General features: G+C 72.1%; 16 protein-coding genes and 1 pseudogene. 3 read left to right on the forward strand and 14 right to left on the reverse strand.

Annotated features, from left to right (window positions below):
* Positions 1 to 29: 29 nt before the first annotated feature.
* From ACFRIC_RS21855 to ACFRIC_RS21875, 5 genes are all read right to left on the reverse strand, one after another.
* Positions 30 to 1,313: an aspartate aminotransferase family protein gene (locus ACFRIC_RS21855; protein WP_382788161.1), complete on the reverse strand. Its 1,284-nt coding sequence runs from the start codon at positions 1,311 to 1,313 to the stop codon at positions 30 to 32.
* Entirely contained in the window at positions 1,310 to 2,152 is an 843-nt protein-coding gene (locus ACFRIC_RS21860) for a nitrilase-related carbon-nitrogen hydrolase (protein ID WP_382788163.1), read from the reverse strand. Before ACFRIC_RS21860 ends, ACFRIC_RS21855 begins: the two co-directional genes overlap by 4 nt.
* A 467-nt stretch (positions 2,153 to 2,619) precedes the next feature.
* Positions 2,620 to 4,776 (reverse strand): hypothetical protein, encoded by a 2,157-nt coding sequence (locus tag ACFRIC_RS21865; protein WP_382788165.1) that lies wholly within the window; start codon positions 4,774 to 4,776, stop codon positions 2,620 to 2,622.
* A 199-nt stretch (positions 4,777 to 4,975) separates the two neighbouring features.
* A complete protein-coding gene (locus ACFRIC_RS21870; RefSeq protein ID WP_382788167.1) occupies positions 4,976 to 5,905 on the reverse strand; it encodes an HAD family hydrolase in 930 nt (309 codons plus the stop codon).
* 227 nt (positions 5,906 to 6,132) lie between these two features.
* The gene (locus ACFRIC_RS21875) at positions 6,133 to 6,387 is read right to left on the reverse strand and encodes a helix-turn-helix domain-containing protein (RefSeq protein WP_382788169.1); all 255 of its coding nucleotides are present in this window, start codon (positions 6,385 to 6,387) and stop codon (positions 6,133 to 6,135) included.
* Positions 6,388 to 6,419: 32 nt separating this feature from the next.
* On the opposite strand from ACFRIC_RS21875, the gene map reads away from it, so the two are divergent.
* Complete coding sequence (gene map / locus ACFRIC_RS21880) at positions 6,420 to 7,187, forward strand: type I methionyl aminopeptidase (protein WP_382788171.1); 768 nt, start codon at positions 6,420 to 6,422, stop codon at positions 7,185 to 7,187.
* A gap of 119 nt (positions 7,188 to 7,306) precedes the next feature.
* Here map and ggt read toward each other — a convergent pair whose 3' ends face one another.
* Entirely contained in the window at positions 7,307 to 9,124 is a 1,818-nt protein-coding gene (gene ggt / locus ACFRIC_RS21885; protein ID WP_382788173.1) for a gamma-glutamyltransferase, read from the reverse strand.
* Between the two features lie 103 nt (positions 9,125 to 9,227).
* Here ggt and ACFRIC_RS21890 point away from each other — a divergent pair, with 103 nt between their 5' ends.
* Both ACFRIC_RS21890 and ACFRIC_RS21895 read left to right on the forward strand, forming a co-directional pair.
* Complete coding sequence (locus ACFRIC_RS21890; protein WP_382788175.1) at positions 9,228 to 10,052, forward strand: hypothetical protein; 825 nt, start codon at positions 9,228 to 9,230, stop codon at positions 10,050 to 10,052.
* 186 nt (positions 10,053 to 10,238) lie between these two features.
* The gene (locus tag ACFRIC_RS21895) at positions 10,239 to 11,813 is read left to right on the forward strand and encodes an alpha/beta fold hydrolase (RefSeq protein WP_382788177.1); all 1,575 of its coding nucleotides are present in this window, start codon (positions 10,239 to 10,241) and stop codon (positions 11,811 to 11,813) included.
* Between the two features lie 48 nt (positions 11,814 to 11,861).
* Here the strand turns inward: ACFRIC_RS21895 and ACFRIC_RS21900 are convergent.
* The 8 genes and pseudogenes from ACFRIC_RS21900 to ACFRIC_RS21935 all read right to left on the reverse strand — a co-directional run.
* Positions 11,862 to 12,101: pseudogene (locus tag ACFRIC_RS21900) on the reverse strand (amino acid ABC transporter permease); the annotation flags it as partial.
* A 405-nt stretch (positions 12,102 to 12,506) separates the two neighbouring features.
* Entirely contained in the window at positions 12,507 to 12,947 is a 441-nt protein-coding gene (locus ACFRIC_RS21905; RefSeq protein WP_361686709.1) for a DUF6278 family protein, read from the reverse strand.
* A gap of 254 nt (positions 12,948 to 13,201) precedes the next feature.
* Positions 13,202 to 13,981, reverse strand: a complete 780-nt coding sequence (locus tag ACFRIC_RS21910) for an exodeoxyribonuclease III (protein ID WP_382788180.1) — start codon at positions 13,979 to 13,981, stop codon at positions 13,202 to 13,204.
* A gap of 107 nt (positions 13,982 to 14,088) precedes the next feature.
* A complete protein-coding gene (locus ACFRIC_RS21915; RefSeq protein ID WP_382788182.1) occupies positions 14,089 to 14,724 on the reverse strand; it encodes an MBL fold metallo-hydrolase in 636 nt (211 codons plus the stop codon).
* A 72-nt stretch (positions 14,725 to 14,796) separates the two neighbouring features.
* A complete protein-coding gene (locus tag ACFRIC_RS21920) occupies positions 14,797 to 16,092 on the reverse strand; it encodes an alpha/beta fold hydrolase (RefSeq protein ID WP_382788184.1) in 1,296 nt (431 codons plus the stop codon).
* Positions 16,093 to 16,197: 105 nt separating this feature from the next.
* Entirely contained in the window at positions 16,198 to 16,461 is a 264-nt protein-coding gene (locus ACFRIC_RS21925) for a DUF6059 family protein (protein ID WP_382788186.1), read from the reverse strand.
* Complete coding sequence (locus ACFRIC_RS21930; protein ID WP_382788188.1) at positions 16,458 to 18,182, reverse strand: ATP-binding cassette domain-containing protein; 1,725 nt, start codon at positions 18,180 to 18,182, stop codon at positions 16,458 to 16,460. The genes ACFRIC_RS21925 and ACFRIC_RS21930 overlap by 4 nt, the downstream gene beginning before the upstream one ends.
* Positions 18,175 to 19,146 (reverse strand): ABC transporter permease, encoded by a 972-nt coding sequence (locus tag ACFRIC_RS21935; RefSeq protein ID WP_382788190.1) that lies wholly within the window; start codon positions 19,144 to 19,146, stop codon positions 18,175 to 18,177. The genes ACFRIC_RS21930 and ACFRIC_RS21935 overlap by 8 nt, the downstream gene beginning before the upstream one ends.
* Position 19,147 lies beyond the last annotated feature (1 nt).

A 19,147-nucleotide genomic window follows, 5' to 3' on the forward strand; every position in this document is an offset into this window, starting at 1 on the left:
GGCTCACCCGCCCTTGCTCATCTCATCCGTCACTGGGCCCGTCTCAGGGCGCGTTCCAGGATCGCCGCGCCCTCCTCCGCCTCCGCGACGGTGAGGGAGAGCGGCGGGGCGATCCGCAGCACGCTGGTGTCGTGGCCGCCGCCCTTGCCGATCAACAGGCCTTCCTCGCGGGCCGCTTCGAGGACCGCCGCGGCTCCTTCGGGGTGCGCCAGGTCGGTTCCGGGCTTCACCAGTTCGATGCCGATCATCAGTCCCCGGCCGCGCACCTCCCGTACGCCGCCGAACTGCGCGGCGACCGCGCGGAGCCGCTCGATGAGCAGACCCCCGACGCGCCGGGCGTTGCCCTGGAGGTCGTGTTCCAGCAGGTAGGTGAGATTCGCGAGCCCCGCCGCCATCGTGACCGGTGAACCGCCGAAGGTCGAGATGGAGTTGGAGTCGAGGCAGTTCATGATCTCGGCGCGGGCGACGACTCCGCCGATGGACATGCCGTTGCCGATGCCCTTGGCGAAGGTGAGCATGTCGGGAGGTCCGGCGGCGGCGTGGGCCTGCCAGCCCCAGAAGTGCTCGCCGGTGCGGCCCCAGCCGGTCTGCACCTCGTCGGCGATCCACAGGACGCCGTGCTCGTCGAGGACGTCGCGGAAGGCCGCGTACAGGCCGTCGGGGGGCGCGGTGAAGCCGCCGACGCCCTGGATCGGTTCGGCGATCAGCGCGGCGGGCGCACGGACATGGCCGAGCAGGTCCTTGAGGTCCGCGACGCAGGCGTCGGTGAACGCGGCGTCGTCGAGGTCGGCGTAGGGCCCGCGGGTGCGGACACCGCCGTGCACGTACAGCGTCTGCAGCGGTGACAGGGAGGTGGGCGACCAGCCCTTGTTGCCGGTGATCCCCACCGCGCTGAACGACCGGCCGTGGTAGCTGTTGCGCATGGCGAGGATCTGGTTGCTGCGCCGGTGGGTGGTGGCGAGCAGCAGGGCCGTGTCGTTGGCCTCGGTGCCGGAGGTGGTGAAGAAGACGCGGGCGTCGGGGATGCCGGACAACTGGGCGACGCGTTCGGCGAGTTCGACCATCGGCCGGTTGAGGTAGAGCGTCGAGGAGTGGATGATCCGGCCGGCCTGCTCGCTGACGGCCTTGGTCACCTCGGGGAGGGCGTGCGCGGTCATCGTGGTGAGGATGCCGCCGAAGAAGTCGAGGTACTTGTTGCCGTCGGCGTCCCAGACGTGGCGGCCCTCGCCGTGGGTGATCTCGATCGGGTCCTCGTAGTAGAGGGCGAGCCAGTCCGGCAGGACGGCCTGGTGGCGGGTGTACAGGTCGGTCACGGCTGCACCAGCCCTTCGTAGGCGTCGGGGCGCCGGTCGCGGTAGAACGCCCACTGTTGGCGTACTTCCTCGATGAGGCCGAAGTCCAGGTCGCGGACGATGAGTTCCTCGGCCTTGTCGCTCGCCCGCTCGCCCACGAACTGGCCCCGCGGGTCGACGAAGTACGAGGTTCCGTAGAAGTCGTTGTCGCCGTACTCCTCCTGCCCGACCCGGTTGATCGCGGCGATGAAGTACTCGTTGGCGACGGCCGCCGCGGGCTGTTCGAGCTGCCAGAGGTGGGCGGAGAGGCCGCGGGAGGTGGCGGAGGGGTTGTAGACGAGCTGGGCGCCGTTCAGGCCGAGCTGCCGCCAGCCTTCGGGGAAGTGCCGGTCGTAGCAGATGTAGACCCCGACCCGGCCGACGGCCGTGTCGAAGACGGGCCAGCCGAGGTTGCCGGGCTTGAAGTAGTACTTCTCCCAGAACCCCTTCACCTGCGGGATGTGGTGCTTGCGGTACTTCCCGAGGTAGGTGCCGTCGGCGTCGATCACGGCCGCGGTGTTGTAGTAGAACCCGGACTGCTCGACCTCGAACACGGGTACGACGATGACCATGCCGGTCTCGCGCGCGAGCTCACACATCCGGGTGACGGTCGGCCCGTCCGGGACCGGCTCCGCCCAGGCGTAGTGCTCCGGCTCCTGGACCTGGCAGAAGTAGGGGGCGTTGAAGACTTCCTGGAACCCGATGACCTTGGCACCCTGCCGGGCCGCCTCACGGGCGTGTTCCTCGTGCTTGGCGACCATGGATGCGGTGTCGCCGGTCCAGGTGGCCTGGACCAGGGCGGCACGTACGACGTTGCCCATGAGCTGCTCCTTCGACGGGACGTCAGAGAGCCTCTACGCCCGTAGACAAAGGCTGTAGAGGCTCGAAAGTAAGCCCCCCGGACAGCCTTGCCAAGACCATCGTCGTTAACCCGCTGAGTCGATCACGTTTCTGACCCTCACGGGTGAGTGACGTGGCCGCCGAAGCCGGAGGTACGGCCGATCGTGGGAACGCCGGCGGACCGGGCCGCGGCCGCCGCGCGGCACGGGCGGCCGCCGGATCGCGGGCGGCGTCGGGCTCCGGGGCGCGTTGCGTGCGGGGGGGCGCTGGGCGCGTGCGCGCGGGGGCGCGGGCGGGCCCGCGCGGGCGCCACGGGCGCGGGCGACGCCGGGCGGGCGACCTCGGACAGGCGTCGCCGTGACCGTGGCGGACCCCGGGCGGATGGCCTCGCCGTGACTTCGCCGGGCGGGGGGCCTGGGTCACGCCGTGGCCGGTGGCAGGCCGAGGGTCATGCCGTGAACCCGGCGACGCGCAAGGCGTGGACCAGGTCCCATTGGCATTCGTCGGACACACCCCGGGCCGCCCGCAGGAGCAGCGGTACGAGGCGGTCCGGGTCCGCCTCGGCGCTGCGGGCGGCCTCCTCCGGGGCGCACACCCGGACGTAGGCGTCGAGGAGCGCGCCGAGCTCACGGCCTCGGCCCTGGTCGGCGAGGCCGAGGACGGCGGCCCCTATCTCGGAGGCGGGCCGGGTGACGCCCTGGCGCAGCATCTGCCTGCCGTCCGCGGTGCGGCCGGCGACGGTGAGCGCGTCCGCGGCGGCGACCAGCCGGTCGGCGGGCAGCGAGGCCGCCTCCCAGAGCAGGGTGGCCCAGTCCGCGTCGAGTCCGGCGCCGTGCAGTTCGGCGGCGAGCAGGGGGAAGCGGGCCGGGGGCCAGTACGCCGCCTCGACGAGCAGGGCGTGCGCCTCGCCGCTGCGGCCTTCGCCGCGCAGCCGCGTGAGCGTCGCGACGGTCTCCGCGGTGTGCCGCAGCGCGCCCTCGTCCGGCGGCTCCGGCCGGGCCGTCGCGTGCGGGTGCGCGGGCTCCTCGGCGGCACCGGCGAAACGTGCGCCGCGCGGCGTACGTCCGCCCTGCGCGGGCGGCTCGGGCAGCGCAGGACCCGTCTCCGGCACGGCCACGGGAGCCACGTCGGCGTCCGCCATCCCCGCGAAACGCGCGCCCCCTCTGCGGCGCCGCTTGGAACGCTTGGCCGCATGGGGGTCGGCGTCGGGCGGGGTCCTGTCGTGGGCCGGGGCGGGCGCGGCGACCCGTTCCGCGGGACGAGCCCTGTCGCCGTCCGGCGCGAGACCCGTACGCCGGGACCCGGGCTGCGCGTGGCCGCCGTGAACGTGGCTCGCGGAAGGAGCCCAGGATTCCGGCTGCTCGGCGACCGCCGGACGCGGGCCGGGGTCCGACCCCGCGGCAGGTCCGGGGACGAAGCCGGGGTCGTGCGCTGAGCCGGGGCTGTGCGCTGAGCCCTGCCCTGCCCCGGGGCCGGGGACCATGCCGGAACCGGGGGCCGATCCGGTGCCGGAGCCGGGTCCCGGTCCCCCACCATGACCAGGTCCGGCGCCAGAACCCCGCCCGGGACCGGCGTCGGCACCCTGCCCGGAACCGAAGCCCGAACCCACACCATGCCCAGACCCGGAGCCAGAGCCCTGCCCGGGACCGAAGACCGAACCCCCACCATGCCCAGACCCGGAGCCAGAGCCCTGCCCGGGACCGAAGACCGGTCCCCCACCGTGCCCAGGTCCGAGGCCGGGATCGGACCCGGGGCCCGGGCCGACGCCCGGCCCCGAACCCAGGTCGGGGCCCGAGCCGGAGCCCTGAGCATGGACGGTCGAGGTCCCGTCGGCGCCGTGCGCGCCCGCTTGTGGGCCCTGCCACGCGCCGGAGTGCGCGCCTCGCGCACCGCCCGGCTCCCGGCCGCGCCAGGCGTCTCCCGCTCCGGACGGGTCCCCCGCGGTCAGGCCCCCGCCGGGCCGGCTCCCCGCCGAGGGGTGACCCCCGGGCAGGTGCCCTCCCGACGGGTCCGGCCGGTTCTCCGGCCGCCACACGCCCGCCCTGGGGTCCGGAGCCGGGTAGCCCGGCATGTGCCGTGCGCGGACGCGCAGGGCGTGGCGGTCGACGTTGTCCATGCGGTGGCGCAGCTCGGCGCAGCGGGCCGTAGCTCGTTCGTGATCGTCCTGGGCCCAGGCGAGGTCCAGGCGGATGGCCTCGGCCTCCCCCCGGGACGCCGCCGCGGGAAGCCGTCCGCTCAGTTCGACCTGGCGCTCGGCGGCGTAGCGCTGTTCACGGAGCATGACGTCCAGGCGGTCACCGAGCGCGTCCCGGCCGCCCGGACGGACGTCGTACGCGGCCAGCGAGGCGGCGTGCAGCGCCCGCGCCCGCGCCGTCTCCTGGGCCGCGGCCCGCTCCCCGTACTGCCCCGAGACGTCCTGGAGGAGCGCCTCAACGACGTCCCAGGGCGGCACCTCGCGTCCTTCGAGGCACGCCCGCATCCCGTCGGGGTCGCGTTGCCAGAAGACCCCGCACCAGCCGCCGCTCCGATCGAGCCGGTCCACAAGCCCGTTCAGATACCGCGCGAACTCCAGTACCTGTTCCGGGAGTTGTCCTACATTCATCATTCAACTCCCCGCCCGACGTGAGCACTTCGACCCGACAGAGAACACCAGTCGTGTTACGGATCGACTACGGGGAGTTTTCGGCGGGGACGCGGAGCCCTCGCCGAGGGGGCGCGCCGAAGCACGCCCGCGCGGGCGTGCGCCGGACCGGACGGCTTTCCGCGCGCCGGACGGTCCGGGCCGGCGGACCCCACCGCACCCCTCAGATCCGGCAGGCCTCCACCCCCGCCGCGCGGGGCAGCAGGAGCCGGATGAGGGCGGCGACGCCCTCGTCGTCGTTGCTGGGGAGCACGATGTCTGCGGCGCGCAGCGTGTCCTCGTGGGCGTTGGCGACGGCGGCGGCGAGCCCGGCCGCCCGCAGCATCGGGATGTCGTTGGGCATGTCGCCCACGGCGGCGGTGCGTTCCGACGGAAGCCCCCTCCGCTCGGCGAGCGTCCGCAGCGCCTCCCCCTTGTCGACGCCGGCAGCGGACAGTTCGAGGAAGTCGCCGGTGGACCTCGTGATCACCGCACGGCCCCCGACGACCGAGGCGATCACGGCCGCGAGTTCATCCACCAGCAGCATCGGATGGGCGGCGAGGATCTTGACCACCGGGTCCGCGTCCGCCGGTGCGGACACCGCGTCCCGCGCCACATGGCGCCAGGTGTTCGGCACCAGACGCACGAAGGCCGTCTCCAGGCGGAGCCCGGACACGGAGTCGACCCCCAGCGCGATCCCGGGCACCGCGTCACGGACCGCACGCAGGATCCCCGCCGCGTCGCCGGAGCCGAATCCCCGGCAGTCCAGCAGCCGCCCCGAGGCGGCGTCCACCGTCACCGCGCCGTTGCTGCACACCACGGGCCCGGTGAGCCCGTAGCGCCGGGCCAGGTCCAGGGTGTCGCGAACGGGCCGTCCGGTCACCCCCACCACGGCGATCCCGGCGCGCTCCGCCTCCGCGAGCGTGCTCAGGGTGCGTTCACGGATGGCGCCGGACGAGTCGAGCAGGGTGCCGTCGAGATCGGTGCAGACGAGTCGCACGACCGTGGGCGCACGGCGTCCGCGCCTCGTCGTGCGCTCCGCCGGTGGCCCTGCTTCACCGGGCGTCGGCTGCTGCGAAATCGCCATGCCGGAGCGGGTGTTGGTGTTCGACATGGCGGGAGGCTAGTGACTACGCGCGTAGACGACAAGGGAACGAGCAGTGAATTCAACAATTTCTCAGCACGGACCGCCCGAGCCGGACCCCGAGACCCCGAGACCTCAGAACCCAAGGACCTCAGGGCCTCAGCACTTCAGGACTTCAGGGCTTCAGGGCTTCAGGGCTTCAGGGCTTCAGTGCCTGAGCCCCCAAGCCCCCGGGACCCACGTAAGCCCTCACGCCCTCACGCCGCCGGCACCAGCGCGCACCGCACGACGATCTCGTCCATCGAGAGACCGAGGGCCCGCGCCAGAGCGGCGATCGTGAAAAAGGCCGGGGTCGGAGCCCGCCCGGTCTCGATCTTGCGCAGGGTCTCCGCGGAGATTCCCGCCACCCCCGCGATGTCCGCCATGCTGCGGCCGCCGCGGGCCTCGCGCAGCAGCCGGCCGAGCCGCTCGCCGCGTTCGTGCTCTTCGGGGGTCAGTGGGGTTCGCACCATGACACCATTCTAATACCGGTATAGTAATTGGCATGGTGGAACTGAAGACGGACACATCGATCGACGAGATGTACGCGGCCGGCCAGGTCGTGGGCAGGGCACTCACGGCGGTACGCGAGGCCGCCGACGTGGGCGTCTCCCTGCTGGAGCTGGACGAGGTCGCGCACCAGATCCTGCGCGACGCGGGCGCGACGTCGCCCTTCCTCGGCTATCACCCCTCCTTCGCGCCCACACCCTTCCCCGCGGTCGTGTGCGCCTCCGTGAACGAGGCCATCGTGCACGGCATCCCGACGGGCTACCGGCTGCGCGACGGAGACCTCGTCTCGATCGACTTCGGCGCCGAACTGGGCGGCTGGGTGGGCGACTCGGCGATCAGCTTCATCGTGGGCGAGCCCCGCCCCGCCGACGCGCTGCTCGTGGAGACCGCGGAGCGGGCCCTGGCGGCGGGGATCGAGGCGGCCGTCGTGGGCAACCGCATCGGGGACATCGCGCACGCCATCGGCACGGTGTGCCGGAAGGCCGGGTACGGAATCCCGGACGGGTTCGGCGGCCACGGCATCGGGCGCCGGATGCACGAGGACCCGGGCGTCCCGAACGAGGGCCGCCCCGGACGCGGGATGCCGCTGCGGCACGGCATGGTCCTCGCCATCGAACCGATGCTCATCGGCGGCGGCACGGACGGTTACCACGCGGCTCCCGACGGCTGGACCCTGCGCACGAACGACGGCTCCCGCGCCGCGCACGCGGAGCACACGGTGGCCATCACGGACTCGGGCCCCCGCATCCTGACGGCCCGCTGACCCCGCGGTCCCCCACGGTCACGAGGCGGACGGCCCGCCCCGCGGCCACCATCGACCGGCGACCGCGGGGCAGAGCACACCCCTGCCCCGCGGTCCGCAGTCCGCGGCCGGTGATCCGGCTAGGACGCGGGCCGTACGACCATGGCGGAGCCGCCGCCGCGGCGGACCTTCTCCGCCGCGGCCAGCCAGGTGCCGTTCGGGAGGCGCTGGACGCCCGTGGCCGCGCCGATCTCCGGGTTCAGCTTGAAGGAGTGCCCGATGGCTTCGAGCCCGGCCTTCAACGGGCTGTCGTACAGGCCCGGTTCGAGCTCGGTCTGGGCGGCGTTGCGCTGGCTGGCGCGTGGCGCCGCGATCGCGTCGACCAGGGGCAGACCGCGGTCGACGAACTCGGTCAGCGTCTGCAGCACGGTCGTGATGATGCTCGCGCCACCGGGTGAACCGAGCGCGACGACGGGCTTGCCGTGCCGGTCGAGGACGATGGTCGGCGAGATCGACGAGCGCGGCCGCTTGCCGGGACCCGGCAGATTCGGGTCGTGCACGGCCGGGTTGGCCGGGGCGAAGGAGAAGTCCGTCAGCTCGTTGTTGAGGAGGAAGCCGCGTCCCGGGACGGTGATCCCGCTGCCGCCGGTCTGTTCGATGGTCAGCGTGTAGGCGACGACGTTGCCCCACTTGTCGGCCACCGTGAGGTGGGTCGTGTTCTCTCCCTCGTACGTCGTCGGGGCGGCCGTCCCGGTGGCGGCGCACGCGGCGGGACTCCTCGGGTCGCCCGGCGCGAGCGGGCTCGTCAGCACGGAGTCGTCCTTGACGAGGCAGGCCCGGCTGTCCGCGTACTTCTGCGAGAGCAGGCCCTTGGTGGGCACGTCCTCGAAGGCCGGGTCGCCCACCCAGCGGCCCCGGTCCGCGAACGCGATCCGGCTCGCCTCGATGTAGTGGTGCAGGTACTGCGTCTCGCTCGCCTTCGAGAGGTCCGTCCGCTCCAGGATGTTGAGCGCCTCGCCGACGGTGGTGCCGCCGGAGGAGGAGGGAGCGATCGAGTAGACGTCCAGACCGCGGTACGAAGTCTTCGTGGGCGCCTGGCGTTTGGCCCCGTAGGCCGCGAGGTCCCTCAGGGAGAGCTTGCCGGGCCGGGCGTTGTAGCCGGACGCGGGGTCCACCGGCGGCTTGTCGACGGTGTCGACGATCTCCCGGCCGAGTGCGCCGGTGTAGAGGGCCCGCGTGCCCTTCCTGCCCAGCTCCTCGTACGTACGGGCCAGATCGGGGTTCTTGAAGGTCGATCCGACGACCGGCAGCGAGCCGCCGGGCAGGAACAGCTTCGCGGTGTCGGGGAAGTTCGCGAAGCGGGCCTGGTTCGACTCGGTCTGCGCCCGGAAGGTCGGGTCGACCGTGAACCCGGAGCGGGCGATGCGCTCGGCCGGCTCCAGGACGGTGCCCAGGCGTCTGCTGCCCCAGGAGTCCAGTGCCGTCTGCCAGGTGGCGGGCGTCCCCGGTGTGCCCACGCTCAGCCCGCTGGTCACGGCGTCGGCGAAGGCGAGCGGCTTGCCGTTCTCCAGGAACAGCCCGGAGTCCGCGCTCAGGGGTGCCGTCTCGCGTCCGTCGATCGTGTGCACCGTACGGGACTTGGCGTCGTAGTAGACGAAGTACCCGCCGCCGCCGATGCCGGACGAGTAGGGCTCGGTGACGCCGAGGGCCGCAGCCGTGGCGACCGCCGCGTCGACGGCGTTGCCGCCCTTCCTCAGCACCTCGATGCCCGCGGCGGAGGCGTCCGCGTCGACGCTCGCCACCGCTCCCCCGGACCCGACCGCGACGGGCACCTTCGCGACGGGCGTCCTCGCGGCCGTGCCCGTCGCCGGCGCTCCCGGTGGCGCGGCCGCACCCACTAACACCGTCGCGGCCGAAACCGCCAGGACCGTCAGATTCCGCGCAAGAGGACGTCGCATCAATACCTCCAGTCAACAGCCGTCCGCGCAGCGTAACTTCACCACCGTCACCGCATAAGGCCCCCTCGAACACGGTTTCGTGGGCCCGCTAGCATGCGCGCCCATGAATGACGACGTGCGCAACATCGTCCTCGGCGTCCTTGCCGCCGGCCTCAGTGCCACGCTCGGCTGGGTCGCCCGCACCTACCTGTGGAAGCGCAAGCTGCGGCGCAAGCAGGCGTTCTTCGGGCTGCCCGACAACTCCGAGTCACTCCTTGTGGTGAACCGCGAGGCGGGCGGTCCCGAACTCACGGTGATGCGGCACGACGTGTTCGCGCTTCTCGAACTGTCCGCGCTGATCAAGGACTGCGGCGCGCACGCCCAGGTCATCGCGCACGACGCGACCCAGCAGGGCTTCGGCGAGCGCACGGAGTTCTGCGTGGGCGGACCCGCGTCGAACCGGCGCATGGCGGCGCACTTGCAGTCCCTGCTGCCGGGCGTGCAGGTCAACGTCGACTCCGGGCGCGGACCCGACCGGGGCGCCTTCCAGATCGGCAGCGAGCGCTACCGACTGGAGTCCGGCCAGGCCGAGTACGTCATCCTCGCCCGGCTGACCGCGGGCCAGAGTCGCGATGTGAGACCCGTCTTCCTCTTCTGCGGCCAGCGCGCGATCACCAACCAGGCGGCGACCCGCTATCTCGCCCGCAACCACGCGCGCCTCGCCCGCAAGCACGGCGGCAACAGCTTCGTCCTGCTGCTGAAGGTCGTGAACTCCCAGGCGTACGGCCCCGACGTCGTCGAGGTCGTCGCGGACGTCACCCGCGCGGCCCAGGCTCCGCTGCCGACGCCGCCGGCCCTGGACCCGGCCCCGGACCCGGCGTCCGAGCCCGGCCCGGACGGAGAGGCAGCGGCGAAGCCGGCCGCGCCCCGGGCACGTCGCCGCACCTGACGCCCGGTCTGCGAGGAGCGACGCTTTCCGGCCGTTCACCGAGGCGCACTCCGAAGAGGTTTGAACGGGTGGAAATGAACACTTCAACAATCGTTACTCGCACGTAACTTACCGACGGGTTACTTCGAGTAAGGCGCCGCGGTTACCGTCGGGTCACCTTGCACTGACCAAGTGAGGAGTGACCCGTTGGGAAACGGTCGCAACCCCCTGCGCACGTCCGCCGTCGGCGCCGTCTCCGCGACGCTGATCGCCGCCGCGAGCCTGGGCCTGACCCCCACCGCCCAGGCCGCCGGCAGCTCGGGAGGTGTCCGCTTCGTCGACATCTCCGGTGACGGCGGCACCCCCCTCAAGGCCAATGTCGTCACCCCGGCGGGAGCGGACGGCACCCGCGCCTACCCGCTCATCGTGCTGCCCACGAGCTGGGGCCTGCCCCAGATCGAGTACCTCGCCCAGGCTCAGAAACTCGCGAACTCCGGCTATGTCGTCGTCGGTTACAACGTCCGCGGCTTCTGGCAGTCGGGCGGCGAGATAGACGTCGCCGGCCCCCGCGACACCGCGGACGTGTCCAGGGTGATCGACTGGGCGCTCGCCAACACCCCGGCCGACGCGCGGAAGGTGGGCGTGGCGGGCGTCTCGTACGGCGCCGGGATCAGTCTGCTGGCCGCCGCGCACGACAAGCGCATCAAGGCGGTCGCGGCGCTGAGCGGCTGGGCGGACCTGACCACGTCGATCTACTCCGGCCGCACCGAACACGTCCAGGCGGCCGCCCTGCTGGACGGCGTCGGGCACATCACGGGCCACCCGAGCGCCGAGACCGACCAGGTGTTCAAGGACTTCTTCGCCGGGAATCTCGCCAAGGAGCAGGACCTGATCGAGTGGGGGAAGAAACGTTCTCCCGAGACCTACCTCGACCAGCTCGACAAGAACCACCCCGCCGTCTTCATGGCCAACACCTGGGGCGACACGATCTTCTCGGCCAACCAGTACGCCAAGTTCTACGAGGAACTGACCGGACCCAAGCGGCTGGAGTTCCGTCCCGGCGACCACGCCACCGCCGAGATCACCGGTCTCTTCGGACTTCCCAACGACGTGTGGACCGACACCGCCCGCTGGTTCGACCACTATCTGCGGGGCCAGGACAACGGCATCGACCAAGAGCAGCCGGTGCAGCTCGCGTCCCGCTCCATGGGGGGCTACGAGGGTTACGCGGACTGGAAGTCGGTCGGCGCCACCACGCGGAAGATCGCCCTCGAAGGCACCACCCGCATCCACACGAACGTCGACTCGGGCGCGGACGGCGGGATCATCTTCCTGTCCAGCATCCTCGACCAGCTCACGCGGATCCCGCCCATGGCCTCGATCCCGCTGCTGCCGCGCTACTGGACCGCGGTGTGGCAGTCGGAGAAGTACCCGAGCGCCCAGCGCGTACGAGGGACCGCGAAACTCCACACCACGGTCACCGGCACCAAGGAGAGCGGCACCTTCGTCGCCTACCTCTACGACGTGGGCCCGCTCGGCATCGGCAAACTGGTCAGCAACGCGCCGTACACCTTCCACGGGCAGACGCCCGGCAAGCCGTTCGGCGTCGACCTGGACCTGTTCTCCACGGCCTACGACGTCCCGGCCGGGCACCGGCTCGCCCTGGTCGTCGACACGGTCGACCCGCTGTACATCGAGCACAACCCGTCCGGCGCGCAGCTGACCTTCTCCTCACCGGAGCACGACCCGTCCTACGTGTCGGTACCCCTGCGCGAGCAGTGATCTCCGGCTGGCGCCGGCCGGGCCTGGCCCTGTGAGCTGCTGCTCCCCCTACCGTTTCGGGGCTGTGGGGGGTACCCCACCCGGCAGCAGCGTCCCTGGTTCGGCCGGAGCCACGTCCACGGCCTCGGTCTCGGGACTGTGCCGCTTTCGCCCGTACGCCCGCGGGGCGGACCGGGAGAGCGGCACACACATCCCGATGCGGATCGGCGAGGTCACCGTCATCACGGGGATGAACGGCAAATCGTAGTCGAGGATCGCCGCGATCAGCCTCCCGGGCCCCGAGAAGTCCCCGGCGAGGGCCGCATGCCTGCGCCCCCACCGAGGGACCGGCGGGTTCGGACACGGATTGCCGCGCCTCACGCGGCAGTTGACGATCTGTTCGACGGACCGGTGATCACGACCGCCATTCCCCTTGCCGTTGGCGAGGTCGTGGCCCTGCGGAACATGCGGCTCCCCGAAGTGCGTGGTGACGTCGTACGGGTCGATCGAGGGATCGACGGTCCGTCCCGGTCCAGCCTGCCGTCGGCCGGGGCGGTCACCGCAAACTATCGATGCAAAACACCACATAAGGGACGACACGCACGTCGGGCCATAAGCCGTATTTGAGGCTGGATGACGAGCGGATCACGACGGGGATCACGACGGGGATCACGACGCCCGGGCGGTGCCGGGCGGGTCGGGCGTGCCCTCCGGTCAGGCCTCCGTGGCCTCGGCGTACATCTGGGACAGCTCGGGGACGCCCTGCACGGCCCAGTCGAGGCCGGCCTCGACGACCGGGATCTCACGGCCCGAGGGGAGCCGGACGGCGGGACTGCCGCCGGGCCAGACGTGCCAGGAGGCACCCGGCACCGTGCGCACGACGACGGTGCCGAGATAGAGCCCGGCGTCGTTGCCCAGCCAGGGAAGCGCCTCGGGGTCGTCGCGCCACAGCGGCAGAAGCTGGTCGAGCGCCACCAACGAGTCCGGGGTGTCGTCCAGTTCGAGCCCGACGGCCGCGGCCTGGGAACGGAGCAGTTCACATTCGGAGAGCAGTTCGGCCACACCCACGGGGTCGTCCTCGAACGCCTTGGCGAGGGGGCGCCCCTGTCGTACCGGATGCCGCTTGAGCAGCTTGTCCAAGAAGGGGATGTTCATGGCCGGCCTCTCCGTGGGGGTGCGATCGTCGCAGCTCCGTGTTCCCGGTATGTGAACAAAATGTAGCTCGCGGGATTTCATCACGGAATCAGGCGAATGGTGACGCCTGGAGAAACACCTCGGGTCGTCACCGGTTGCCGAGCCGCCCCCCACGTAAGGGTGCCCGCGATCGGGGGGCGGAACGCCTGCCCCCGGTCGCGGGCACCCAGGGGCACGTCCTGGTGCCGGAGCAGGCACCTCCGCCCGTCACCGCGCTAGACGTCCAGGTCCACCACGACCGGCGCGTGGTCCGAGGCGCCCTTGCCCTTGCGCTCCTCGCGGTCGACGTACGCGTCCTTGACCGCCGTCGAGAACGCCTCGTTGCCGTAGACGAGGTCGATGCGCATGCCGCGGTTCTTCGGGAAGCAGAGCTGGCGGTAGTCCCAGTAGGTGTACGGGTGTTCGTACTTGAGGGGGCGCGGGACCACGTCCGTCAGCCCCTCCTCGCGCAGGGCGGCCAGCGCGGCACGCTCGGCCGGGGTGACATGGGTCAGTCCCTCGAACGCGGCCACGTCGTACACGTCGTCGTCCGTGGGCGCGACGTTGTAGTCGCCCATCACCGCGAACGGGCGGCTTCCCGCCGCGTCGCCCGCCACCGCCGCTCTCAGGGCCTCGAACCACTGGAGCTTGTACGCGTAGTGCGCGTGCTCCACCTCGCGGCCGTTCGGCACGTACACCGACCAGACGCGGACCGGACCGCAGGTCGCGGAGACGGCCCGGGGTTCCTCCACACCCTCGTACTCGGGACCGCCCGGCAGGCCCCTGACCACGTCCTCCAGGCCGACCCGGGAGATCACCGCCACGCCGTTCCACCGTCCCGTGGCGTGCACGGCCGACTCGTAACCCAGCTCGCGGAGCTGTTCGGCGGGGAACTGCTCGGCGGCGACCTTGGCCTCCTGGAGGCACAGCACGTCCGTGCCGCTGCTCTCCAGCCAGGCCAGCAGTCTCGGGAGACGGGCGGTGATCGAGTTCACGTTCCAGGTCGCGATACGCATGCCTCACAACCTACCGGGCGGGTACGACAACGGGTCCGCCGGAGACACTCCGTGCCGTCGCCTCACCGGGACGGCGCGAGGGCACCGCGGGTGCGGGCGCGGACGGCTCAGACCTCCGCCGACGCTCCCGGCGCGAGCCGCAGATGATCGGAGCCGCCGAGGGCGCCGATCTGGCGGTCGTAGATCGGCCGCGCGAGGTCCGTGAGCAGGGCGTCGTGGATGTCGTACGCGCGTTGCGGCTTCACCTCGCGCACGTAGTCGATGACCTCGGAGATCTTGTTCCACGGGGCCATCACCGGGAGCATCAGCGTCTCGACCGGCCGGTCGGGGACGGTCAGGGCGTCCCCGGGGTGGAAGAGGCGGCCGCCGTCCACGAGATAGCCGACGTTGGTGATCCGCGGGATGTCCGGATGGATCACCGCGTGCAGTTCGCCGTGCACCTGGACGTCGAACCCGGCGGCGGTGAAGGTGTCGCCGTGACCGACGGTGTGCACCCGGCCGGGGAAGGCGGCGGAGACCTTCTCCGCCACCGACCGCAGGGTCCAGATCTCGGCGGCCGGGTCGGCCTCCATCGCCGCGCGCAGCCGCTCCTCGTCGAAGTGGTCCGGGTGCTCGTGCGTGACGAGGAGGACGTCCGCGCCCACGGCGGCGTCCTCCTCGCTGAAACCCCCGGGATCGATGACGAGCGTCCGCCCGTCCTTCTCGAGACGGACGCAGGAGTGCGACTTCTTCGTGAGCTTCATGAGTCCATCCTGCCCCCGCACCCGGCCCGGGGGTCACTCCTGTGGACGAGTCCGCCGGACGACCCCGCCCGTTCACTCCTGGGGGGTGGTCTCCTCACGGATGACCTTCTGGGCCACCCGGAAAGCGCTGTTCGCCGCCGGGACTCCGCAGTACACGGCGGTCTGGAGCAGCACCTCCTTGATCTCCACCGGGGTGAGCCCGTTGCGCAGGGCGGCGCGGGTGTGGACGGCCAGCTCGTCGAGATGGCCCCCCGCGACCAGCGCGGTCAGCGTCACACAGCTCCGCGAACGCCGGTCGAGTCCGGGCCGGTCCCAGATCTCGCCCCAGGCGTACCGGGTGATGAACTCCTGGAAGTCTCCGGAGAACTCGTCCGCCGAGGTCAGCGCCCCGTCGACATGGGCGTCGCCCAGCACCTCGCGGCGCACCTTGATGCCGATGTCGTACGGGTCCTGCCGTCCCGCGGGCTCCGGGGCGACGGGGGCCGGGGCGATCTCGGCGAAGGGCGCGACCGGCGGCGGGGCTGCCTGCACCGGGTAGGCCTGCGCCACCTGGACCGCCATCTGCCCGGTGGACGAGTCGAAGGCGGGCAGCCAGGCACTGGAGAAGTGCCGTACGAGCAGATCCGTCACGGCGGCGGGCTGCTCCACGGGGACCAGGTGCGAGGCACCGGGGACGACCGCGAGCCGGGCGTCCGGTATCCCGGCGACCAGCGTGCGCGCCTCCGCGGGCCCGGTGACCTCGTCGTCGGAGCCGGCCAGGACGAGGGTGGGAACGCCCGCCATGCCCAGCTCGCCCCGTACGTCGAAGGCGGCGAGCGCCTCGCAGGCCGCGATGTAGCAGCCGGGGTCGGTGGTGCGGACCATCTGCACGGCCCACTCGGTGATCGCGGGCTGGGCCGCGGCGAACCCGCTCGTGAACCAGCGTTCGGGCGAGGTACGGGCGATCGGGTCCAGGCCGTTCGACCTCACGACCACCCCGCGCTGCCGGAACTCGTCGGCCGTGCCGAAACGGGGCGAGGCGGCGATCAGCGCCAGGGACGCCACCCGCTCGGGGCGGCGCAGCGCCAGTTCGAGCCCGATGGCCCCGCCGAAGGCGCAGCCCGCGTATCCGAAACGCTGGATGCCCAGCCGGTCGAGGGTCGCCAGCAGCCGTCCGGCCAGTTCGGCAACCGATCCGGCAGGATAGGCGGGCGCCCCGCCGTGTCCCGGGAGATCGAAACGGAAGATCCGCCAGCTCTTCGAGAGCTCGGGAATCTGCCGGTCCCACATGTGCCAGGTGGTGCCGAGCGAGGGTCCGAGTATGAGGACCGGAGCGTCTTCCGGGCCGTCGAGGCGGTACTGCAGGGTATTCGTCGGTGTCTCACTCACGCCCTGCACGCTCTCACATCACACGAATTTTCACGTGATCGGGCCTGAATTCCGTGCGAGCTGTCCCTCTATGGGGTGGCGTCGTGAGGGTCCTCCGGCCCGGCTTCACGTATATGTTCGCCGGACCTCTATACCCAGAGCACACCAGAGCTCACGTTCCACGTCCGTCGGCGGGACGTGCGCGGCGGGACGCTCCGGGTGCCCGGCCGGTGGCCGGCAGCTCGTGTCCGGCGTCCGGTCCGGCTCGCCGCCCCGGACGGAGGGCTCGGGCAGCGGACATCCCGACAGCATGGAGCCGACCGCCAGCAGACCGGTGGTCCACCGGGCGAACACGTCGGTCCATCGGCGTGCGCGGCGCCTGTCGGTCATGTCCTTGCCGCTCCTTCGTCGAGGGCGTCCACCCCGCCGTGGGAACGGAGGGTATCCCGGTCCTCCCGGACGCCGGGGAGCGGATCCCGTCGGCGGGACTGCCGGACCGGGTCGGGGACGGGCAGCGCGGCGACGAGCCCGCGGGTGTAGTCGTCCTGGGGCCTGCCCAGTACCTCGGCCGTCGAACCCGACGCGGCGACCCGGCCGCAGTGCAGGACCACGACCCGGTGGGCGACCTGCTCGACGACCGCGAGGTCGTGACTGATGAACAGCGCCGCGAAGCCCAGCTCCCGCTGGAGTTCGGCGAACAGGCCGAGCACCTTCGCCTGGACGGACACGTCGAGGGCCGTGGTGGGTTCGTCCGCGACGAGCAGCCCGGGCCGCAGCGCGAGCGCGCGGGCCAGGGCGGCACGCTGCCGCTGACCGCCACTGAGTTCGTGGGGGTAGCGGTCCGCGTAGGAGCGCGGCAGGTGCACCGATTCCAGCAGCGTCTCCACCTCGGCGCGGATCGCCGCGGCGGTCAGATCGCGCCGGTGGACGGCCAGCGGTTCGGCGACACTGTCGGCGACGGTCAGCAGCGGGTTGAAGCCGGCCGCCGGGTCCTGGAACACGTAGCCGATGTGGCCGGCCCGGCCGCGTGCGCGTCGCCGGGTCGTCAAGGACTCGCCGAACACCTCGAGTTCACCGCCGGTCACGGCCGTCAGACCGGCGACCGCCCGGCCGATGGTGGTCTTGCCGCTGCCGCTCTCCCCCACCAGCCCGAGCACGTCACCCGGTCCGATCTCGAAACTCACGCCGTCGACCGCCCTGAAGCCCTTCCTCCTGAGCCGTCCCGGGTGCTCCACGACCAGCCCGGCAGCGCGCACGACCGGCGGCCCGCTCTGCGCGGCGGACGCCGGCGCGCGGCCTCCTTGCCGGCCGAAGACGGGGACGGCGGCCAGCAGCTCCCGGGTGTAGGCGTGGCCGGGCGCCGCGAACAGCGCGCGGACCGGCGCCTGTTCCACCACCTCGCCCTCGCGCATCACCGCCACCCGGTCCGCCATGTCGGCGACCACGCCCATGTCGTGGGTGATGAGGAGCACCGCGGTACCGAAGTCCGTGCGGCACCGGTGCAGGAGCTCCAGGATCTCCGCCTGGACGGTGACGTCCAGCGCGGTGGTGGGTTCGTCGGCCACGATGAGCCTCGTGCCGAGGGCGAGGGCCATGGCGATGACCGCGCGTTGCTGCTGGCCGCCGGAGAGTTGGTGCGGGTAGTGGTCCACGCGTGTGGCCGGGTCCGGGATGCCGACCTTCTCGAGCCAGTCGACGGCCAGGGCACGGCGTTCGGCCCTGCTGCCGCCGTGCCCGTGGGCCCGCAGTCCCTCGGTGAGCTGCCAGCCGACGGAGAAGACCGGGTTGAGGGCCGTGGACGGTTCCTGGAACACCATCGCGGCGTAGGTGCCGCGCAGTTCGCGAAGGCGGGCCGGGGACGCGGTGAGCACGTCCTCGTCCGGATCGGTGGTGCCGTCGCCCAGCAGCACCCGGCCGCGGGTCGCCGCCGTGGCGGGCAGCAGACCGAGGACCGACTTGGCGGTCACGGTCTTGCCGCTGCCGCTCTCGCCGACCAGGGCCAGCGCCTCTCCCGGAGCGACGGCGAGGTTCACTCCTCTCACCGCCGGGGCCGGACCGGCGTCGGTGGCGAAGGTGACCCGCAGGTCCTCGATGCGCAGCAGGTCAGTCATCGTGCGTGCCTCCGTCCGTCGTCGTGGGTGTCGCCGCCGCGGCCCGCCGCCGGAGCCGGGGGTCGGCCAGATCGGTGAGGCTCTCGCCGAGGAGGGTGGTGCCGAGCACGGTCAGGACGATGGCCAGACCGGGCGGGACCGCGGTCCACCACAGTCCCGAAGTGACGTCGGCGACCGAGCGGTTGAGGTCGTATCCCCATTCGGCGGCCGAGTTGGGCTCGATGCCGAAGCCCAGGAAGCCGAGCCCGGCGAGGGTGAGGATGGCCTCGGAGGCGTTGATGGTGAAGATCAGCGGGAGGGTGCGGACCGAGTTGCGCAGCACGTGCCGGGACATGATCCGCCGGGTTCCGGTGCCGATCACACGGGCCGCGTCCACGAAGGGCTCCGCCTTCACCCGGATCACCTCGGCCCGTACGACACGGAAGTACTGCGGGACGAAGGCCACGGCCACGGAGCAGGCGGCCGCGCCGAGACCGCCGGCGAGGCTCGACCTGCCGCCGCTGATCACGATCGACATGACGATGGCGAGCAGCAGCGGCGGGAACGCGTAGAGCGCGTCGGCCACCCCGACCAGCGTCCGGTCCAGCCGGCCGCCGAGGTATCCGGAGACCAGGCCGAGCACCGTGCCCGGCACCACCGACAGCGACAGTGCCGCGAGGATGATCTCCAGGGCGGTCCTGGCTCCCCACACCGTGCGGGACAGCACGTCGTACCCCGCGATGGTGGTGCCCAGGGGATGTGCTCCGCTCGGAGGCTGCTGTGATCCGAACAGGCCGGATTCGTCGCGGAGTTGCGCGAAGCCGTGCGGGGCGAGCAGCGGGCCCAGGAGCGCCGCGAGGACGAAGAGCGCGGTGAGGACCGTGCCGGTGAGCAGCATGGCCCGCTGGACCGCGCCGCCGGTGCGCAGGCGGACGCGCAGGCGCCGCGGCAGCACGGTCCGCCGGCGGAGGAGGAGCTGGGCCACG

The sequence above is a fragment of the Streptomyces sp. NPDC056738 genome, from assembly GCF_042790435.1.
Classification (GTDB): domain Bacteria; phylum Actinomycetota; class Actinomycetes; order Streptomycetales; family Streptomycetaceae; genus Streptomyces.